This window comes from Archangium gephyra, from assembly GCF_042230915.1.
Taxonomy (GTDB): domain Bacteria; phylum Myxococcota; class Myxococcia; order Myxococcales; family Myxococcaceae; genus Archangium; species Archangium gephyra_B.
Map to the genome: position 1 here is coordinate 10,015,869 of NZ_CP102578.1, position 19,757 is coordinate 10,035,625.

20 protein-coding genes are annotated in these 19,757 nt (G+C 68.2%); 14 read left to right on the forward strand and 6 right to left on the reverse strand.

Annotated features, from left to right (window positions below; genetic code table 11):
* Positions 1-27: 27 nt before the first annotated feature.
* From NR798_RS39380 to NR798_RS39400, 5 genes are all read right to left on the reverse strand, one after another.
* Positions 28-591 (reverse strand): anthranilate synthase component II, encoded by a 564-nt coding sequence (locus NR798_RS39380; protein ID WP_375767719.1) that lies wholly within the window; start codon positions 589-591, stop codon positions 28-30.
* On the reverse strand, positions 588-2,078 hold the full coding sequence (locus NR798_RS39385) for an anthranilate synthase component I family protein (RefSeq protein WP_375767720.1): 1,491 nt from the start codon (positions 2,076-2,078) through the stop codon (positions 588-590). The genes NR798_RS39380 and NR798_RS39385 overlap by 4 nt, the downstream gene beginning before the upstream one ends.
* A gap of 218 nt (positions 2,079-2,296) precedes the next feature.
* Positions 2,297-3,361 (reverse strand): alpha/beta hydrolase-fold protein, encoded by a 1,065-nt coding sequence (locus NR798_RS39390; protein ID WP_375767721.1) that lies wholly within the window; start codon positions 3,359-3,361, stop codon positions 2,297-2,299.
* A 45-nt stretch (positions 3,362-3,406) separates the two neighbouring features.
* On the reverse strand, positions 3,407-4,060 hold the full coding sequence (locus NR798_RS39395; protein ID WP_375767722.1) for a type 1 glutamine amidotransferase domain-containing protein: 654 nt from the start codon (positions 4,058-4,060) through the stop codon (positions 3,407-3,409).
* A gap of 108 nt (positions 4,061-4,168) precedes the next feature.
* Positions 4,169-4,615 (reverse strand): RsbRD N-terminal domain-containing protein, encoded by a 447-nt coding sequence (locus NR798_RS39400; protein ID WP_375767723.1) that lies wholly within the window; start codon positions 4,613-4,615, stop codon positions 4,169-4,171.
* A 110-nt stretch (positions 4,616-4,725) separates the two neighbouring features.
* Here NR798_RS39400 and NR798_RS39405 point away from each other — a divergent pair, with 110 nt between their 5' ends.
* Together NR798_RS39405 and NR798_RS39410 are read left to right on the forward strand one after the other, a co-directional pair.
* Positions 4,726-5,208 carry a GreA/GreB family elongation factor gene (locus tag NR798_RS39405; RefSeq protein ID WP_375767724.1) on the forward strand — a complete coding sequence of 161 codons (483 nt, stop codon included), beginning with the start codon at positions 4,726-4,728 and terminating at the stop codon, positions 5,206-5,208.
* Between the two features lie 81 nt (positions 5,209-5,289).
* The gene (locus NR798_RS39410) at positions 5,290-5,799 is read left to right on the forward strand and encodes an NADAR family protein (protein ID WP_375767725.1); all 510 of its coding nucleotides are present in this window, start codon (positions 5,290-5,292) and stop codon (positions 5,797-5,799) included.
* Here NR798_RS39410 and NR798_RS39415 read toward each other — a convergent pair.
* Positions 5,744-6,565 carry an SDR family oxidoreductase gene (locus NR798_RS39415; RefSeq protein WP_375767726.1) on the reverse strand — a complete coding sequence of 274 codons (822 nt, stop codon included), beginning with the start codon at positions 6,563-6,565 and terminating at the stop codon, positions 5,744-5,746. The two genes, NR798_RS39410 and NR798_RS39415, sit on opposite strands and share 56 nt — an antisense overlap.
* 59 nt (positions 6,566-6,624) lie before the next feature.
* Here NR798_RS39415 and NR798_RS39420 point away from each other — a divergent pair, with 59 nt between their 5' ends.
* The 12 genes from NR798_RS39420 to NR798_RS39475 all read left to right on the forward strand — a co-directional run bounded on the left by NR798_RS39420 (position 6,625) and on the right by NR798_RS39475 (position 19,728).
* Positions 6,625-6,981 (forward strand): HNH endonuclease, encoded by a 357-nt coding sequence (locus NR798_RS39420; RefSeq protein WP_375767727.1) that lies wholly within the window; start codon positions 6,625-6,627, stop codon positions 6,979-6,981.
* A 384-nt stretch (positions 6,982-7,365) separates the two neighbouring features.
* The gene (locus tag NR798_RS39425) at positions 7,366-8,028 is read left to right on the forward strand and encodes a cytochrome c3 family protein (protein WP_375767728.1); all 663 of its coding nucleotides are present in this window, start codon (positions 7,366-7,368) and stop codon (positions 8,026-8,028) included.
* On the forward strand, positions 8,025-11,219 hold the full coding sequence (locus NR798_RS39430; protein WP_375773898.1) for a TAT-variant-translocated molybdopterin oxidoreductase: 3,195 nt from the start codon (positions 8,025-8,027) through the stop codon (positions 11,217-11,219). The genes NR798_RS39425 and NR798_RS39430 overlap by 4 nt, the downstream gene beginning before the upstream one ends.
* A gap of 3 nt (positions 11,220-11,222) precedes the next feature.
* Positions 11,223-12,668, forward strand: coding sequence for an NrfD/PsrC family molybdoenzyme membrane anchor subunit (gene nrfD, locus NR798_RS39435; RefSeq protein ID WP_375767729.1), 1,446 nt, complete (start codon positions 11,223-11,225; stop codon positions 12,666-12,668).
* 3 nt (positions 12,669-12,671) lie between these two features.
* Positions 12,672-13,226, forward strand: a complete 555-nt coding sequence (locus NR798_RS39440; protein ID WP_375767730.1) for a DUF3341 domain-containing protein — start codon at positions 12,672-12,674, stop codon at positions 13,224-13,226.
* The gene (locus NR798_RS39445) at positions 13,223-13,786 is read left to right on the forward strand and encodes a c-type cytochrome (protein ID WP_375767731.1); all 564 of its coding nucleotides are present in this window, start codon (positions 13,223-13,225) and stop codon (positions 13,784-13,786) included. The genes NR798_RS39440 and NR798_RS39445 overlap by 4 nt, the downstream gene beginning before the upstream one ends.
* Complete coding sequence (locus tag NR798_RS39450; protein ID WP_375767732.1) at positions 13,786-15,000, forward strand: hypothetical protein; 1,215 nt, start codon at positions 13,786-13,788, stop codon at positions 14,998-15,000. Before NR798_RS39445 ends, NR798_RS39450 begins: the two co-directional genes overlap by 1 nt.
* Positions 14,997-15,476, forward strand: a complete 480-nt coding sequence (locus NR798_RS39455) for a hypothetical protein (protein WP_375767733.1) — start codon at positions 14,997-14,999, stop codon at positions 15,474-15,476. The genes NR798_RS39450 and NR798_RS39455 overlap by 4 nt, the downstream gene beginning before the upstream one ends.
* Before the next feature lie 24 nt (positions 15,477-15,500).
* Positions 15,501-16,370 (forward strand): SCO family protein, encoded by an 870-nt coding sequence (locus NR798_RS39460; protein ID WP_375767734.1) that lies wholly within the window; start codon positions 15,501-15,503, stop codon positions 16,368-16,370.
* The gene (gene coxB, locus NR798_RS39465) at positions 16,367-17,413 is read left to right on the forward strand and encodes a cytochrome c oxidase subunit II (protein WP_375767735.1); all 1,047 of its coding nucleotides are present in this window, start codon (positions 16,367-16,369) and stop codon (positions 17,411-17,413) included. Before NR798_RS39460 ends, coxB begins: the two co-directional genes overlap by 4 nt.
* Positions 17,397-19,070: a cbb3-type cytochrome c oxidase subunit I gene (locus tag NR798_RS39470; RefSeq protein ID WP_375767736.1), complete on the forward strand. Its 1,674-nt coding sequence runs from the start codon at positions 17,397-17,399 to the stop codon at positions 19,068-19,070. Before coxB ends, NR798_RS39470 begins: the two co-directional genes overlap by 17 nt.
* Positions 19,060-19,728, forward strand: a complete 669-nt coding sequence (locus NR798_RS39475; RefSeq protein ID WP_375767737.1) for a cytochrome c oxidase subunit 3 family protein — start codon at positions 19,060-19,062, stop codon at positions 19,726-19,728. The genes NR798_RS39470 and NR798_RS39475 overlap by 11 nt, the downstream gene beginning before the upstream one ends.
* The last annotated feature ends 29 nt before the right edge of the window (positions 19,729-19,757 follow it).

Sequence of the window (19,757 nt, forward strand, 5' to 3'; positions counted from 1 at the left end):
AGAGGATGCGTGGGTCTGCCTACAGAACTACAGGCGGCCGTCGAGGAAGTTGCGCACCAGCCGGGGGCCCTCGGGCGTGAGGACGCTCTCCGGATGGAACTGCACGCCCACCACCGGCAGCTCACGGTGCCGCAGCCCCATGATGAGCCCGTCCGGCGTCCACGCCGTCGCCTCCAGCTCCGCCGGCAGCGTCCCCGCGTCCACCACCAGCGAGTGGTAGCGCGCCGCCTGGAAGTTCGCCGGCATGCCCTCGAAGATGCTTCGGCCCTCGTGGCGGATGGACGCCGTCTTGCCGTGCACCGGCTCGGGCGCTCGCACCACGTTGCCGCCGAAGACTGCCCCGATGGACTGGTGGCCCAGACACACGCCCAGCACCGGCACCTTCGCGCCGCGGATGGCCGCCATGCTCACCCCGGCCTCGTGCGGCGTGCACGGCCCCGGCGACACCACCAGGTGCGAGGCCCCCGAGGCCTCCACTCCCGCGGCGTCGATCTCATCGTTGCGAACCACCTTCACCTCGGCGCCCAGCGTGTACAGCAGCTGCACGAGGTTGAAGGTGAACGAGTCGTAGTTGTCGATGACGAGGATCACCGCACACCTCCCTCACGTGCCTGCTTCAGGGCCGTGGCGAGCACCCGCGCCTTGGCCTCCGTCTCGTCCGCTTCCTTGGAGGGCACCGAGTCCGCCACGAGTCCCGCGCCCGCCTCCCACAGCGTGCGGTCCCCGTCGATGTAGAAGGTGCGCAGGGCGATGGCGAGGTCCAGCGCGCCGCAGAAGGACAGGTAGCCCACCGCGCCCGCGTAGGGGCCGCGGCGCACGGGCTCCAGCTCGTCGATGATCTGCATCGCGCGAATCTTCGGAGCCCCGGACACCGTGCCCGCCGGGAAGGTGTACGCCAGCGCATCGAGCGCGTCGTACTTCGCGTCGAGCTTGCCGCGCACCTGCGAGACGATGTGCATCACGTGGCTGTAGCGCTCGACGACCATCAGGTCCTCGACGCGCACCGAGCCCGGAGCCGCCACGCGGCCCACGTCGTTGCGGCCCAGGTCCACCAGCATCATGTGCTCGGCGCGCTCCTTCTCGTCGGCGAGCAACTCCTTCTCCAGGGCCTGATCCTCGGCCTCGGTGGCGCCGCGGCGCCGGGTGCCGGCGATGGGGCGCACCACGACGTCTCCGTCGCGCACCTGCACCAGCAGCTCGGGAGAGGCGCCCACCAGCGCGCGCGCCTCGCCCAGCTCGATGTGGAAGAGGTACGGCGAGGGGTTGATGCGGCGCAGCGAGCGGTACAGCGAGAGCGGCGGCGGCGCGCCCCGCGCCTCGAAGCGGCGGGCGAGCACCACCTGCATGCAGTCACCGGCGCGGATGTATTCCTTCACGCGCTCGACGGCGGCCTCGTAGCCGGCGCGGTCCCAGTTGACGGAGACCTCCGCCTCGCCGCGCATGGGCGGATTGGGGACGTAGGCGTCCACGGGCAGGGGCCGCAGCAGCCGCTCGGCGAGGGCCTCGGCGCGGGCCTCGGCGTCGGCGAGTGCCTGGGCGACGCTGCTATGACGGTTGGGCCGGGCGATGGCGGTGGCATGCAGCGTCTGGGAGCGCGAGTCATGGGTGACGAACTCGTCGCACAGCAGCCACTCGGAGTCGGGGAAGGAGGTGTCGCGGGTGTGCCGATCGGGCACGTGGCGCTCGAACCAGGACATGCAGTTGTAGCCGAGGTAGCCCACGAGGCCGCCGACGAACGGGGGCTCGCCGGGGAGCTTGGCCACGGCGTGCTCGCGCCAGACGGAGCGGAGGACGTCGAGCGGAGCGCCGTCGAAACGCTGCTGCTGTTCACCACGCCAGAGGGTGCCGCCGGTGCGGTCGAGCCGGAGCCGGCCGGAGGGTGCGGTGCCGATGTGGCTGTAGCGGCCGAAGCGCTCGCCACCGTGGCAGGACTCGAGGATGAAACCTCGCGCGCCCCCGAGCTTGAGGTAGGCGGACAGCGGGGTGTCGAGGTCGGCGGGGAGCACGACCGAGACGGGAACCGCCTCGCCCTTCTCCGCGCGTTGGCGGTAGGCCGCCTTGCGCTCCTGAGCGTTCATCACGTTCCTCTGTGTAGGCCCCCTCTCCCGCTGGGAGAGGGCTGGGGTGAGGGTGGTGCAGACGGTCACCCCATCACGGGTGGATTGTCCCCGTTATTCCCGGGCGGGGAAAGGGCCGCGGACGTCCGAGGCCGTCCCACCTGCCCGGCTTGACAAGAACGTCACCTCGACCCCTGTCCGAGCAGGCAGCGGGTACATGCGGTGTCCAGGTAGGCCGCTCAACCCTCGCGGCTGCCCGGCTCGCCGGTGCCGAACAACCACTCCAGGCCGCGCCACACGTGGTCACGCCAGGCCGAGTAGTTATGACCGCCGTGGTACTCGCGGTACTCGGCGCGGTGTCCGGAGGCGCGGAGCACGGGGAGCATGCGCTCGTTGCCCTCGACGAGCGCCTCGAAGTGGCCGCAGTCCAGCCACACGTCGAGCGGATGGGAGGGAGCGCTGCGGGCGAGGTCGAACACGACGAAGTCGCGGTTCCACACGCTGAAGGCGCCCGACTGGGAGAGCACGTGGCCGAAGACATGGGGCGCGCGCAGTCCCGTGTACAGGGCAATCAACCCGCCCAACGATGAGCCGAGAACAGCATGGACGCCGGGCTCGCGCGTCTCGTCCACGAGGCGCAGCTCCGCGCGGGCGAGCGGCAGGACCTTGTCCAGGAGGAAGACCAGGGTGGCCTCGCTGCAGGTGTACTCGACGGTGCGCGCGGGGCCGCCGTTGGCCACCAGGGCCAGCGCGATGGGACGGATGCGGCCCTGGGCGATGAGGTTGTCCACGAGGGTGGGCAGCTTCGCGCGCTTCAGGTAGTCCGGCCCGTCGAACACCACCACCAGGGGGCAGGGCTCGGAGGTGGGAGGCGCGTAGAGGTGGACGGCACGCTCGCGGCCCACACACAGCTCTTGCGTCTCCACCAGGTGGCGGGTGACGGTGCCACGCGGCACGTCCCGCTGCCGCTGCGCGAGGGGCGTGGGCCGCGACTCGGGCATGTGGAAGTAGTGGTTGAAGTCCCCGAAGCCGTTGGAGGTGAGACGCTCGTTGAGCGGATCCCTCACCCGCCGGCCCTTGGCGTCCTGGAGCGCGTACTCCACATAGGTGTCACGCGGGAGCGTCAGCGTGTGCGTCCACAACCCGGGCGCCACCTCCTTGAGGGGGATGGGCTCACCGGACCAATCCAGGAAGTCCCCCGCCACGGACACGGGCTTGCGCCCGCGCCACACGAAGGTAGCCGTCTCTCCGTCGATGACCGGCGTGCCTTCCGAGCGCGCCCTCTGCTCCAGCGTCTTCAACATGCGGGCGGACGGTAGCCGCCCCGGTGTGCCCTGCCAACCACGCCCCTAGCGCGCGAGGGCGGCGCGAGCCGGGCGGATGGCCACCAGTCCCACCAGGGCGGCGAAGAGCCAGCGGCCCCAGTGCGAGCGCTTCTCCACCGGGTGGTTGCGCGGGGCGTACTCCTCGAAGAGCGCCACCATGCCCTTGATGAAGTGGCGCATGTCGAGGGGACTGCGGCTGGAGAACCAGCGGTCGTCGCGGACGCCCGGCTCATCCATCCACTGGGCGCCCGCGTTGCGGAGGTCGTCCTTGATGCCGGGCCACGAGGCCAGCTTGCGCCCGCTGGCCAGGCCCGCGGACACGAGCACCCAGGGCCCATGGCAGAGCGTGGCGATGGGCCGGCCGTGGCGGTCGAACTCGCGCACGAAGTCGAGCACCTCCTCGCTCTGGCGCAGCTTGTCCGGGTTGACGAAGCCTCCGGGGATGAGCAGGGCGTCGAAGTCGGTGGGGCGGACCTGGTGCACCGTCTCGTCCACCCGGACCTTCTTGCCCGGCCACATCAGGTTCATGCCCCGGATGCAGCCCTTGTGGAGGGAGATGATGTCCACCTGGGCGCCCCGCTTGCGCAGCGCCTTCACGGGGATGGTGAGCTCCACCTGCTCGAAACCATCCGCGGCCAGCACGCCCACCCGGATACCCCTCAACGTCTTCCTCGCCATGCCTGCGCCTCCCGGTTCTCTTCCCCGCGAAATCGTCGGCATCCCTGCGGCGCGCGGCATTTCACGCTCCCTGGACTGGAGGGCAACCAGGAGAGCGGCCGGAAGGTGTCACGGGCCCATGGCCTGGGTGGCCTCCCGGGAGGCTCCATGTTTGGCGAGGATCTGCCGGGCGAACTCCGTCGTGCAGACCGCCACCACGTCATCCATGTCCCGGTTGAGCTGGATGACCTCGGCGGGCGTGATGTCGCCTGGCTGCTCGGCCCAGAGGCCCAGCACCACGTCCCGGAGCACCGCGAGCTCCGCGAGCACCTCCACGAGATCGAAGTCATCCCCGACCCGCTGGAAGGCATGCACCCGGGAGAGCTGCTGGCTGCCGTAGACATCCGCCGCGTCGCGATCGCGCAGCCGCACCACGAGCCAGTCGAGCAGGTCCGGAACGTGGTTCTCCAGGTGCTCCTCGGAGAGGTGCCGGGCGTCGCTGAGCGTGCGCACTATGTCCTTCCAGCGGACGAGGACCTCCTGACGATGACGTTCGATGAGTTGAGAGAGTCCCATGGTCGTTTGAATGTCGGCGTGCGCGTGCGAGCCCACAAGGGCTCCTTGTCCTCCAGGACAAGGCACGAGCCCCCAGGCAGGATGCCGACCGTCCGGGAGGGAGGAGCACCATGTCGAAGGCCTTCACGAAGGAAGACGCGGGCGGAGAGGACGTTCTCCTGCCGCCGCGCCCCCGCTCGGCCACCGGAGAGACGCGGTACATCACGCCCGAGGGCTACCGGGCCCTGCAGGAGGAACTCGCAACCCTGACGGCGCTCCAGGCTGATGCGCGCCCCCCGGACTGGGCGCGCCGGACGCGGCACCTGGCCGCCACCCTGGAGGAGGTCAAGGTGGTGGACTCGGAGCACCCCGACGCGGAGCACGTCTACTTCGGCGCGTGGGTGACGCTCGAGGACGAGGAGGGCGAGGAGACGGCGTACCGCATCGTCGGCCCGGACGAGGCGGACGTGAAAGCGGGCCGCCTCAGTGTCGAGTCGCCCCTGGCCAAGGCCCTCCTGGGCAAGGAGCCGGGCGACTCCGTCCAGGTGGAGCGTCCCCGCGGCGCCATGGAGTACACCATCACCAGCGTCTCCTACCAGCCGCCCACCTCCTGAGCCCCGCGAGCCCTGTCAGGGACGCGGGCATGCTTCGTCAGGCTTGGTGTTCATATAACACCAACCACGCGAGGGCCCCTCATGAGTGGCGAGCAGCGCAGGTTCACCTTCTTCTGGCGGCAGCAGTCCCCGTTCTCGCAGTGGTACCCGGCGGAGTTCGTGGTGGGGGGCGTGCGGTTCACGTGCGCCGAGCAGTACATGATGCACGGCAAGGCGGTGCTCTTCGGGGACGCGGAGATGGCGGCGCGCATCCTGGAGGCTCGGACGCCCAAGGAACACAAGGCGCTGGGGCGCGAGGTGCGCGGCTTCGAGGGCGCGGTGTGGGAGCGCGAGCGCGAGCGCATTGTCTACGAGGGCAGCCACGCCAAGTTCACGCAGAACGCGGAGCTGCTCGCGGCGCTGCTGGCCACGGCGGGCACGGAGCTGGTGGAGGCCAGTCCGATGGATCGCATCTGGGGCGTGGGCCTCTCGGCGGAGGATCCGCGCATCCAGGACCCCGCGACGTGGCGGGGCCAGAACCTGCTCGGCAAGGTGCTCACGCGCCTGCGCGAGGACCTGCTTTCATCATCCGCGAAGCGAGCCGGTCGATGACGCCCGGCACGAGGGCCTTGATGGCCAGCAGCAACCTCGCGGCTGGCATCATCACCAGCTCGCGCTCGCGGCGCTCCATGGCGCGGAGGATGAGCTCCACGCAGGTGCGCGTGTCCATCACCCGGTTGCCCTTCTCCTCGGCGATGTCCGTGTGGCCCGCCGAGCCGTCCGGGCCGAGCGCCCGCGCGCGGATGTTGGAGACGACGAACCCCGGCGACACGACGAGCACGTCCACGCCGGTGCCGCTCAGCTCGATGCGCAGCGAGTCGAAGAACCCCTGCATCGCGTGCTTGGTCGCGGCGTAGCCGCTCCGGGTGGGCACACCACTCTTGCCCGTCAACGAGGAGATGGCGACGAGCAGGCCCTTGCGCGCCTTCAGATACGGGAGCGCCGCGTGCGTGCAGTAGACCGCCCCCAGGTAGTTCACCCGCATGAGGCGCTCGAAGATGGAGAGGTCCGTCACGTCCTCGAAACGGCCCCGCATCGCCAGCCCGGCGTTGTTCACGAGGCAGTCGATGCCGCCGAACGCCTCCACGGCGCGCGCCACCAGGCGCCGGCAGGCCTCCGGGTCGCTCACGTCGGTGAGGACCACCACGGCGCGGCCTCCCGCCTGCTCACAGCGCAGCTTCACCCGCGCCAGCTCCACCTCGCTCCGGGCCGCGAGCACCACCTGGGCCCCGCGCCCCGCGAGCGCCACCGCCAGCTCCTCGCCGATTCCCGAGGACGCCCCGGTGATGACCACCGTCTTTCCTTGCATGGGCGGCATGCTCGCTCCACCCCCGCCCCCCATGGCACCTGGAGTCCCTTCCCTCTATTAGAAGAGGTGTGAGCTCCGCCAAGCGCCGCCGCATCCTCGACATCGTGGCCACCGACGCCACCTTCGAGCGCACCGACCACCGCGGGCGCGAGGTGTGGCTCGGAAAGTGCTTGCACTGCAACACGTACCTCGCCATCAGCCTGGAGGGCGAGCCCATCAGCCGCGCCACCATCGAGCACATCATCCCCCGGGTGCACGGCGGTACGGATGCCCTGGAGAACCTCGGCCTGGCGTGTGCCCGCTGCAACCAGGGCAAGGGCAGCCGGCATGATCGCCACTTTGATCGCGACCCCCGGGTCCGCGAGCTGGTGGACCGTCTGCTGGAGCGCCGCCGCGAGCGCTGGCGCGATCCGGACGACGCTTGAATCCCCTCGGTTTCAAGCCCCCTTCCATCTCGTAGAAGAGAACATCATCCGGACAAGTTTCCACCCGCGCCACAACGTGGCGGGTCGTGGTATCCCCCCGCGCGCGGACAGAGAAAGGTTGACACCCGGATAATGATGCTCGATGGTCACGCGCCGCGTTGGGACGGGACGAGGAGGAGGGACCCCGCCCACCGCACATCTTCAGTCGGATGGGGTCGGGCGTGTCCGCATGTCTCCTGCTTGGGCAGGAGCCGTCGCAGCCACAGCAACGCCGTGCATGAGCTTCTTGTTCCAGTCTCCCTGTGCCGTCTCCAGTCCGGCCGCACCGTCCTCCCGGTCGCGTCCTCCTGGAGCTGCCCAAATGACTAGCCCCCGGTCCTGGATATGAGCGGTCCTCTCTTCCCACGCTGGACGAACACGGTGTCGCGAGCCTCGGCCGCGGCGCTTCTTGCAATCCCCGCGATCGCGCTGGGCGGTCTGATGGCGTACGTGCGTTCTCCGTTCGTCACCAACCAGAACCGTCCCACCGAGCAGCCGATTGAATTCGATCACCGGCACCACGCCGGTGACGAGCAGATCGACTGCCGCTACTGCCACTTCTCCGTGGAGAAGTCGCCGTCGGCGGGCATCCCCTCCACCACCGTGTGCATGTCGTGCCATGCGCAGGTGTGGAACAAGAGCCCGTACCTGGCGCTGGTGCGGCAGGCGTACTTCACGGACCAGCCCATCCCCTGGGTGCGCGTCCACAACCTGCCCGACTTCGTCTACTTCAATCACGCCATCCACGTGTCCAAGGGCGTCGGCTGCGTCACCTGCCACGGCCGCGTGGACCACATGGCCGCCATCGAGCAGTACCAGCCGCTCACCATGCAGTGGTGCCTGGACTGCCACCGCAACCCGAAGCCCAACCTGCGTCCGCAGGAGTTCATCACCAGCATGACCTGGCTGCCGCCGGCCGACCACGCCGAGGCCGCCAAGCTCGCCGACACGCTGGCCGAACAGTACGACGTTCACTCGCGCACGAGCTGCTCCACATGCCACCGCTGAAGCCCAAGCTCGACGGAGCCCCCATGAAGGACACCCCTACTTCCTTCGCCCTGCCGGTCGTCTCCGACAAGGCCGAGGCCGCCCACGACCACGACCATCACAATGACGTCGTGGGTGAGGCGCTCGATCATGCCGCCGCGCACGCCGTGACGTCCGAGGGCGCCTACGGGAAGACGTACTGGCGCAGCCTCGAGGAGCGTCTCGGCCAGCCCGAGTACCTCGAGGAGACCCGCCCCGAGTTCCCCACGGGCGCGGACCTGCCTCCCACCGGCGTGGCCCGCCGCGAGTTCATGCAGCTGCTGGGCGCCTCCATGGCCCTGGCCGGCGCCACCGCCTGCTCCACCCGTCCGGTGGACGAGCGCATGGTGCCCTTCACCCGCACGCCTCCCGAGATGGTGCCGGGCAATCCCCTGCACTACGCCTCGGGCATGACGTTCGCGGGCCACACCTCTGGCCTCCTCATCACCGCGCGTGAGGGCCGCCCCATCAAGGTGGAAGGCAACCCGCAGCACCCGGTGAACCTGGGCGCCGCCGGTGTCTTCGAGCAGGCCTTCCTGATGTCGCTGTACGATCCGCAGCGCGCCCGCGTGCTGCGCCACCGCAAGACCCCGCGCTCGCTGCGCACCTTCGGTGAGGACATCGGCTCGGTCATCGCCCGGGCGGCCCAGGCCAACGGTGGCGCGCGCGTGCGCTTCCTCACCGAGCCGAACACCTCGCCGGTGCTCGGCGACCTGCGCTCGCGCATCCAGCAGCGCCTGCCTGGCGCGAAGTTCGTCACCTACACCTCGACCACCCAGGACGCGGCCAGCGAGGGCACCAAGGCCGTGCTCGGCGCCCCGGCCGCCGCGGTGTACGACTTCTCCAAGGCGGACGTCGTCGTGTCGCTCGACGCGGACTTCCTGGAGAGCCGCCCGTCCAACCTGGCCTACGCCCGCGCCTTCGCGCGCCGGCGTGACCCGGCCGAGGGCAACCTCAACCGCCTCTACGTCGCCGAGCCGCGCTTCACCCTCACCGGCGGCATGGCGGACCACCGTCTGCGCGCGAAGTCCCAGGAAGTGCTCTCCATCGCCGCCGCCCTCGCCTCGCGCGTGGGCCGTGGGGCCGAGGGTCTGGGCGCCGCCGCCGCCGCGAAGGCCCAGCTCAACGCCAACCACCAGAAGTGGGTGGACGCCGTCGCCGCCGACCTGACGGCCGCCGCCGGCCGCTGCGTGGTGGTGCCCGGCGAGCGTCAGCCCGCCGCGGTGCACGCCCTGGCCGCCGCCCTCAACTCGGTGCTCGGCAACGTGGGCACGACGGTGCGCTACGTGGCGCCCACCACCACCGAGAACACCGGTGACGCCAACCTCCGCTCCCTGGTGCAGGAGCTGGAGAGCGGCGCCGTGGACGTGCTCGTCATCACCTCGTGGAACCCGGTCTACCGCGCCCCGGCGGACCTGGGCCTCACCAAGGTGCTGAGCGCGGACCACGCCAACCGCTCCAAGCTCACCGTCGTCTACACCTCGCTCTTCGAGGACGAGACGAGCGCCTACGCCGACTGGTTCATCCCGGCCGCGCACGAGCTGGAGTCCTGGAGCGATGGCCGCTCCATCGACGGCACGGTCACCATCGTGCAGCCGCTCATCCAGCCGCTCTACAACGGCGTGCCCACCTCGGAGCTGCTCGCGCTCTTCCTGGGTGAGCCCTACCGCACCAGCTACCAGATCCTCCGCGACTTCTGGCGCGGCCGCTCCGCCGCCCTCGCCGACTTCGAGACGGCCTGGGAGACGTGGGTGTCCGTGGGCGTCGTCCCCGACACCGCCTCGGCCGCCATCACCGGCACCGCGAGCCTGGACGGCGCCCGCACGCTGGTGGACGCCTACACCCCGCCCACCACCGGCGGCCTCGAGGTGAACTTCGTCACGGACTACAAGGTCTACGACGGCCAGTTCGCCAACATGTCCTGGCTGCAGGAGCTGCCGGACCCCATCTCGAAGATCACCTGGGACAACGCGGCCTACGTCAGCCCGGCCACCGCCGACGCGGAGAAGCTGCAGCCCGGTGACGTGGTGAAGCTCACCAACGGCGACCTGTCGCTCGAGGTGCCGGTGTGGATCATCCCCGGCATCGCCGACGGCGTGGTGGTGCTCCCGCTGGGCTACGGCCGCATGGGTGTCCACGAGACGGTGGCCAAGGAAGTGGGCTTCAACGCCAACCTGGTGCGCCACGCCGCGGCCCCCTGGTTCGAGGGCGGCGCGAAGCTGGAGAAGGTGAAGGCCACCCACAAGTTCTCCCTGACCCAGAGCCACTGGCGCACCGAGGGCCGTCCCATCGCCCTCGACATGACGGTGGAGCAGTTCCGCCAGGAGCAGGAGAAGGAGAAGCACGAGGCCAGCCCCCTGCTGTCGCGCGTGCGCGGCGACGTGGACAAGGTCAACCTCCTCCCGGACTACAAGTACGAGGACTACAAGTGGGCGATGGCCATCGACCTCGCCCGCTGCACCGGCTGCGCCGCGTGCGTGGTGGCCTGCCAGTCGGAGAACAACATCCCCGTGGTGGGCAAGGAGCAGGTGTCGCGCAGCCGTGAGATGCAGTGGCTGCGCATCGACCGCTACTTCTCCGGCCAGGAGCTGCACGACCCGGAGATGGTCATGCAGCCCGTCGCCTGCGTGCACTGCGAGAAGGCGCCCTGCGAGTACGTGTGCCCGGTGAACGCCACCGTCCACTCGGACGAGGGCCTCAACGACATGGTGTACAACCGCTGCGTCGGCACGCGGTACTGCTCCAACAACTGCCCGTACAAGGTCCGCCGCTTCAACTACCTGCACTACACCGCGGACAAGACGCCCACGCAGAAGATGATGATGAACCCGGACGTCACGGTGCGTAACCGCGGCGTCATGGAGAAGTGCACCTACTGCGTGCAGCGCATCGAGCGCGTCCGCATCAAGGCGCGCGTGGAGAAGCGGCCCATCTTCGAGAAGGAGCTGCAGACCGCCTGCCAGCAGACGTGCCCCACCGAGGCCATCGTGTTCGGCACCCTGAGCGACCCGAACGCCCAGGTGACGAAGCACCACAACGACGAGCGCGCCTACAAGCTGCTCAACGAGCTGGGCACCAAGCCGCGTACCGCCCACCTCATCCGTCTGCGTAATCCCAATCCCGCCCTCGCGTCCGCCAAGCCCGCCGGCGAGTCGCACGAAGGAGGCCACTGAGCCATGGCCGAGACCGCTGCTCATACCGCCGCTTCGCTCGATCCGCTCGAGCCGCGGCCCCTCGTCGCGCCGCACCACGACGACAAGTCCCTCAACGAGACGCTGCTCGATCACGTGTGGGCCAAGCCCGGTAAGGGCTGGTTCATGCTGTTCGGCCTGGCCCTCTCGGCGCTCGGCCTGCTGGTCCTGGGTGTGACCGTCACCCTGGCCCGCGGCATCGGCATGTGGGGCAACAACCAGCCCAACGGCTGGGCCTTCGACATCGTCAACTTCGTCTGGTGGGTCGGTATCGGCCACGCCGGTACGCTCATCTCCGCCATCCTCCTGCTCTTCCAGCAGAAGTGGCGCACGAGCATCAACCGCTTCGCCGAGGCCATGACGCTCTTCGCCGTGTGCTGCGCGGGTCTCTTCCCGCTGCTGCACACGGGCCGTCCCTGGTTCGCCTTCTGGCTCTTCCCCTACCCCTCCACCCTCGGCGCCTGGCCGCAGTTCCGCTCGCCGCTGGTGTGGGACGTGTTCGCCATCTCGACGTACCTCACCGTGTCCGCCCTCTTCTGGTACGTGGGTCTCATCCCGGACCTGGCGGCCCTGCGTGACTCGTCCAAGGGCAAGCTGCAGCGCACCATCTACGGCCTCTTCGCCCTCGGCTGGCGCGGCTCCGGCCGTCACTGGCACAACTACAAGATCGGCTACCTGCTGCTGGCCGGTATCTCCACCCCGCTCGTGGTCAGCGTGCACACGATCGTGTCCTTCGACTTCGCCACCTCGCTCATCCCTGGCTGGCACGCCACCATCTTCCCGCCCTACTTCGTGGCCGGCGCCGTGTTCTCCGGCTTCGCGATGGTCATCACGCTCATCGTGCCCGCCCGCAAGTACCTCAAGCTCCGGGACGTCATCACCGACCGCCACCTGGAGAACATGAACAAGGTGATTCTCGCGACGGGCCTCATCGTGTCCTACGGGTACATGATGGAGCACTTCATCGCCTGGTACTCCGGCAGCGAGTACGAGATCTGGACCTTCTACGTGAACCGCGCCCGCGGTCCGTACGCCGGGGTGTACTGGCTGATGATCGCCTGCAACGTCATCACCCCGAACATCTTCTGGTTCAAGAAGTGCCGGACCAGCATCCCCATCATGTGGGTGGCGTCCATCCTGGTGAACATCGGCATGTGGTGCGAGCGCTTCATCATCATCGTGACGTCGCTGACGCAGGACTTCCTGCCGTCCTCGTGGGACCTGTACAGCCCGACCTGGGTGGACTGGTCCATCTACGTCGGCACGCTGGGCCTCTTCAGCACGCTGTTCCTGCTCTTCCTCAAGTTCGTCCCCGCCGTCGCGGTGAGCGAGGTGAAGGAGCTCCAGCTGGAGCTCAAGCACGCCGCCCACCACGGCTCGCACGGCGTGGAGACCGCCGCCGCCGGGACCCTCACCCACGGAGCGCACTGAACCATGTCCGCCGAAATCAAGGTTCTGGATAGCTGGGTGCTCGCCGAGTTCGCCACTCCCGAGGCCCTGGTGGATGCCACCCGGCAGATGCGGGAGAAGGGCTACGAAGGCATGGACACCTACTCGCCCTACCCGCTGCACGGTGGGTCCGAGGCGCTGGGCCTGCCGCCCTCGCGCGTCCCCTTCATCGCCCTGGGTGGCGCCCTCACGGGCATGATCACCGCCCTGGCCTTCCAGACGTACATGAACACCATCGACTACCCGCTCAACGTGGGTGGCCGTCCGACGCTGAGCCTGCCGGCCTGGGTGCCCATCACCTTCGAGCTGTCGGTGCTGCTGTGCGCGTTCGGCATCTTCTTCGGTCTGCTGGGGCTCAGCCGTCTGCCCCAGCCGTACCACCCGGTCTTCGAGAGCGAGGAGTTCCGCAGCGCGTCCACGCACGGCTACTGGCTGAGCGTGCCCACCGCGGCGACCACCGTGAAGCCCGACGACATCAAGAACCAGCTCACGACACTGGGCGCGACCCATGTGACCGTGGTCACGGGAGAGAAGGAATGAAGTGGCTCATCCCCGCGGCCGGGCTCCTCGCCCTGGCCGGCTGCAACGTCCCGTCCGAGTTCCTCCAGCGCATGGAGGCACAGGCCAAGTACGAGTACTACGAGACGAGCGAGTTCTGGGCGGATGGCAAGGCCATGCGCACCCCGCCCGAGGGCACCATCCCGCGCGAGCGGCCGGTGGGCAACCCCGGCATCAGCACGGGCCGCGTCAACGGCACGCTCGTCAGTGGCATCCCGCTCGAGCTCAACCGTGAGGTGCTCGAGCTGGGCCAGAAGAAGTACAACATCGTCTGCTCGCAGTGCCACGGCCGGCTCGGTGACGGCAACAGCGTGGTGGCCGAGAACATGGCCCTGCGCCTGCCGCCCTCCCTCTTGGAGGTCGCCAACAAGCCGGACGGTCACTTCTATGTCGCCATCAACGAGGGGTACGGCGTGATGCCGTCCTTCTCGGGCGAGCTCAACACCCAGGAGCGCTGGGCCGTCGTGGCCTACGTCCGTGCGCTGCAGCGCGCCCGCAACACGCAGGTGGGCGGCCAGCCCCTTCCGCAGGAGAACCGGTGATGATTGCCGTGGATCGTTTCAACGGCGGCTCCAAGACGATGACCATGGCCGGTGCCGTGGGCGTCCTCGGCCTGGTGCTGACCGCCGTGGGGTTCTTCACCTCGCCCCAGCCGACGATGTTCAGCTACCTGTTCGGCTTCACCTACTGGCTGGGCATCTCGGTGTCCTCCATCATCATGGTGGCCATCTTCCACACGGCCAAGGCCAAGTGGATCACCATCCTGCGCCGCACCATGGAGACCATGGGCTCCAGCGTGTTCGTCTTCGCGCTGCTGCTCATCCCCCTGCTGCTGGGCGTCAAGTACATCTTCCCCTGGGTGAACCACGGTGAGGGCTGGGTGTTCCCCGGCACCAACGGCGTGAAGTTCACCGAGGTGGAGCTGCACCACCTGCACCACAAGAGCCCCTACCTCAACCTGCCCTTCCTCTACATCCGGCAGGCCATCTACTTCGGGGTGTGGATCTTCGTCTCCTGGCGGCTGCGCACCTGGAGCATGGAGCAGGACACCACCGGCGCCCTGGAGCTGACCGTCAAGCAGCGGCGCTTCTCCCCCGGCTCGCTCCCGTTCCTTGCGCTGACCATTACTTTTGCTGGTTTCGACTGGCTGATGTCGCTCACGCCGCTCTGGCAGTCCACCATCTTTGGCGTCTATTACTTCGCCGGAAGCTTCCTGGCCGCCTTCTGCGTGCTGACGATCGCCACGGTGAACGCCCAGGGCAAGGACGAGTACGGGACCTTGGTGACGACGGCGCACTACCACAACCTGGGTAAGCTCATGCTGGCCTTCACGGCCTTCTGGGCCTACATCGCCTTCTCCCAGTTCCTCCTCATCTGGGTGGCCAACATCCCGGAGGAGGCCGGCTGGTTCAAGCTGCGCATCGAGGGGGCGTGGAAGCCGCTGTCCATCGCGCTCTTCCTGATGGGCTTCGTGGTGCCCTTCTTCACCCTGCTCTCGCGCAACCTGAAGCTCAAGCCGCGGCTGCTCGCCGTGGTGGCCGTCTACCTGCTCGTCATGCACGCGGTGGACATGTACTGGCTCATCTGGCCGGCGTACTCGCCGCAGGGCCCGTCCTTCCACTGGACGCTCATCACCGCCTTCATCGGCGTGGGCGGGCTGGCGGTGGCGGCGGCCATGTGGCAGGCCCGGGGCCGGTACACACTGCCGGTGAAGGATCCCTACATCTCGGAGTCCCTGAGGTACGTGCAGCCATGAAGAAGACCGAGTCGGAGCTCGAGTCGCGCGTCATCCGTGGCGCGCATGGCGTGGCCGCCGAGGAGGACCACATCCTCACCGGGAAGGTCGTCCAGGTGGGCGTGGTGTCCCTCGTCATCTTCATCGTGGGCGGAATCTGGGCCTGGCGCATCCAGGTGGCGACGACGCACGAGTTCGTCCCCGAGGGCCCGGCCCCCGTGCCGGCGCTCATCACGCCGGACAAGAACGGCCAGACGGCCTACGAGATTGGCATCGTGAACCAGCGCATGTTCCCGCTGGACACGCACGCCGAGCAGAAGATCGGCTCCCAGCAGAAAGCGCTGGAGAGCGGCTGGGCGGACGAGCCCGGCGTGGTGGCCCGGCCCACCATCTCCGCGGCGATGGATCAGATCGTCGCCGAGCAGGCGGCCGGCCGTCAGCAGCAGGCCCCCGCCAATCCCACCCCGGCGCCGCAGCCCGCGCCCCAGCAGCCGTAGTTTCGCGGTAGAAGAAGAAGCGCGATGTACACCCCCTCCTCTTCCTTCACTGTCCGTGCCGCCCTGGCGGCCCTGCTCCTGGCGCTCAGCGCCGGGCAGCCGGCGTCCGCCCTCCCCGGTGGCGGCAAGGTTCCCAAGAGCATCATCGACGCCCAGTCGGATGCCCCGCCGCAGGTGCGCGGGGTGGACGTCGAGGAGCACCTCGGGGACCTGGCGCCGCTGGAGGCCCAGTTCACCGACGCCTCCGGCAAGCCGGTGCGCCTGCGCGACGTGCTGCCGCGCACCCGGCCGGTGCTGCTCACGCTCGTGTATTACAACTGCCCCCTGCTCTGTAACCTCGTCATCAACGAGCAGATCCGCACCATGCGGGAGCTGGGGCTGGAGCTGGGCAAGGACTACGAGGCGGTCACGGTGAGCATCGACCCGAAGGACACCCCGGCGCAGAGCCACGAGCGGCGCCGCAAGCACCTTCAGTCCATGGGCCTGCCGGAGACGGCGCCCTGGCACTTCCTCACCGGCACCGAGGAGAACATCCACCAGCTCGCGAACACGGTGGGCTTCAAGTACGCCTACGACACGGGGACCCAGCAGTACGTGCACCCGGCCGTGCTGATGGTGCTCACCCCCGAGGGGGCCATCTCGCGCTACCTGTACGGCACGTCCTTCCCGGCGAAGGACATGAAGCTGGCCCTGCTGGAAGCGGCCGGTGGCCGCGTGGGCACCAGCTTCGACCGCATCGTCCTCACCTGCTTCAAGTATGACACCGCCACCCGGCGGTACGGCTTCTACATCTTTGGATTCCTCCGGATAGGCGCGCTCATGGTGTTTGGCGCGCTCGCCACCATGCTCGCCTACTACTGGAGGCGTGAGCTGAAGAAAGGCGCAGCAGCATGAACGAGTTGCTGAACAACATCCTGTTCCTGCCGGAGCAGGCGTCGACCTTCGCGGAGCGGGTGGACCGCCTGCACTACTTCGTCATTACCGTGACGATGCTGAGCTCGCTGGTGGTGGGCACGGCGGCGGTCTTCTTCTTCTTCCGCTACCGCCGCCGCAAGCCGAACCAGGCGACGGAGTACGTCGTCCCGTCGGTGAAGACGGAGTTCCTCTTCGTCTCGCTGCCGCTGGTGTTCTTCCTCACCTGGTTCGTCATCGGCTTCCGGGACTTCGTCTTCGTCTCCACTCCGCCCAAGGACGCCATGGACGTCTACGTCATGGGCAAGCAGTGGATGTGGAAGTTCTCCTACCCGGAGGGCCCCAACGGCGTGAACGTGCTGCACGTGCCGGCCAACCGCCCGGTGCGCCTGCTCATCACGTCGCGTGACGTGCTCCACTCCTTCTTCGTGCCGGCCTTCCGCATCAAGATGGATGCGATTCCCGGCCGCTACACGCAGACCTGGTTCGAGGCCACCAAGCCCGGCACGTACCAGATTCTGTGCACCGAGTACTGCGGCCTGTCGCACTCCAAGATGCTGGGAGAGGTGGTCGTGCTCTCGGCCGAGGAGTGGGACGCGTGGGTGAAGGAGCAGCGCAAGGGCGCGCTGCAGAACCGCCAGGACGCGCTGGCGGACATGAGCCTGGAGCCGCACCCGGCCCGCATGGCGGAGCAGGGCCAGAAGGTGGCCGCCGAGGTGGGCTGCTTCAAGTGCCACACCGTCAATGGCGAGCCGCACATCGGCCCCACCTTCCTGGGCCTCTACGGCCGTACGGAGACGCTGGACACCGGCCGTACGCTGCGCGTGGACGAGGCGTGGATCACCCAGTCGATGATGGACCCGGGTGCCCACCTCGTGGCCGGCTACCCCAATGTCATGCCCACCTTCCAGGGCAAGCTGACGGGGCCCCAGACGGCGGCCATCGTCGAGTACATCAAGACCCTGCGCGTTCCGGACATCCGCACCGACGCTTCTCAAGGACCTGTCTATGAGCCCATCCAGTAGCATCGCAGCCGAGCCGGGCGCCGTTCCCGCGCCGGATGAGCATCACGAGCACCACCCGAGCTACCTGGTCGACGGCACCACGCTGAAGTCGTGGCTGCTGACGCTCGACCACAAGCGCATCGGGGTGATGTACCTCATCTGGGTCCTGCTCTTCTTCCTCATCGGCGGCATCTACGCGCTGGTGGTCCGGCTGGAGCTGCTGACTCCGGGCCCGACCATCATCGACGCGATGACGTACAACCGCGCCTTCACCATGCACGGCGTGGTGATGATCTTCCTGTTCATGATTCCGGCCATCCCGGGCGCCTTCGGCAACTTCATGCTGCCGCTGATGCTGGGCGCCAAGGACGTGGCCTTCCCCCGGCTGAACCTGCTCTCGCTCTACCTGCTGCTGAGCGGCGCGGCCATCGCCATCTGGGGGATGATCAACGGCGGCATGGACACGGGCTGGACGTTCTACACCCCGTACAGCACGCACACGACGACGACGGTGGCGCCCATCCTCTTCGGCGCGTTCATCATCGGCTTCAGCTCCATCGCCACGGGCCTCAACTTCATCGTCACCACGCACACCATGCGCGCCCCGGGCATCACGTGGTTCAAGATGCCGCTGTTCGTGTGGGCCATGTACGCCACGGCGTGTATCCAGGTGCTGGCCACGCCGGTGCTGGGCCTGGTGCTGCTGCTGGTGGTGGGTGAGCACCTCTTCCACTTCGGCATCTTCGACCCGGCCCAGGGTGGAGACCCGGTGCTCTTCCAGCACCTGTTCTGGTTCTACTCGCACCCCGCCGTGTACATCATGGTGCTGCCGTCCTTCGGCGTGATGTCCGAGGTGGTGGCCACCTTCAGCCGCAAGAACATCTTCGGCTACCGCGCGGTGGCGTTCAGCTCGCTGGGTATCGCCTTCGTGGGCTTCTTCGCGTGGGGCCACCACATGTTCGTGTCTGGCCAGTCCGTGTTCAACGCGGGCGTGTTCGCGGTGCTGACCATGCTGGTGGGCGTGTTCACCGCCATCAAGGTCTTCAACTGGGTGGGCACCGTCTACAAGGGCGCGGTCGACTTCAAGACGCCCTTCGCCTACTTCTGCGGCTTCCTCTACTTCACCGTGTTCGGCGGCATGACGGGCGTGGCCTTCGCCACGGCGTCGCTGGACGTGCCCTGGCACGACACCTACTTCGTGGTGGCGCACTTCCACTTCATCATGGTGGGCGCGACCATCATGGCCTTCATGGCCTCCATCCACTACTGGTTCCCGAAGATGTTCGGGAAGATGTACCACGAGGGGTGGGGCCTGGTGTCCGCGGCGTTCATCATCCTGGGCTTCAACGCCACGTTCATCCCCCAGTTCCTCCTGGGCAACGCGGGCATGCCGCGGCGCTACTACGAGTACCCGGAGCGCTTCCAGACGCTGAACGTGGCCTCCACGGCCGGCGCCTCGCTGCTGGCCTTCGGCTTCCTCATCAGCGCCATCTACCTGACGTACGCGCTGGTGTACGGCCGCCGCGCCGCCTCCAACCCGTGGCGCAGCCGTGGCTACGAGTGGATGACCGAGTCTCCGCCTCCGACCCACAACTTCGTGGGTCCGCAGCCCACCTACTCCGAGGAGCCCCACTTCTACGTGGAGCCCAAGAAGGCCGAGGTGCCCGATGCAGTCTAGTCCCGCCACCGCCGGCGTGGCCGGCGTGCCCCACCGGCCCCAGGTGGCCGCGCACTTCGCCTCGCTCGAGGTGCAGAACCACGCGGCCCGGCTCGGCATGTGGCTGTTCCTGGCCACGGAAATCCTGCTGTTCGCCGGCCTGTTCGTCATCTACGCGAACTACCGCTTCCTCTTCCCGGAGGCGTTCGCGCTGGCCAGCCGCGAGCTGAACCTCAACCTGGGCACCTTCAACACCCTGCTCCTCATCACCTCGTCGTTCACCGCCGCCATGGCGGTGCACTACGCGAAGGAGGCGCAGAACAAGAAGGTGGTGGTGATGTTCGTGCTCACCATCCTCATGGCGTGCGGCTTCCTCGTGGTGAAGTACTTCGAGTACGCCCACAAGTTCCACGAGCACCAGCTGCCCGGCCCCTACTACGCCTTCCCGGGCCTCACCCTGCCGGGCGCGTCCGCCTACTTCACCATCTACTTCCTCTCGACGGGCCTGCATGCCTTCCACGTCATCGTGGGCATGATCGTGCTGGGGTGGGTGACCCTCAAGGCGATGAGGAACGAGTTCAGCCACTACAACTACACCGCCGTCGAGCTGGGCAGCATGTACTGGCACCTGGTGGACCTGGTGTGGATCTTCCTCTTCCCCATGCTGTACCTCATTTAAGGGAGCCCTCCGCGCATGTCCGCCATGGC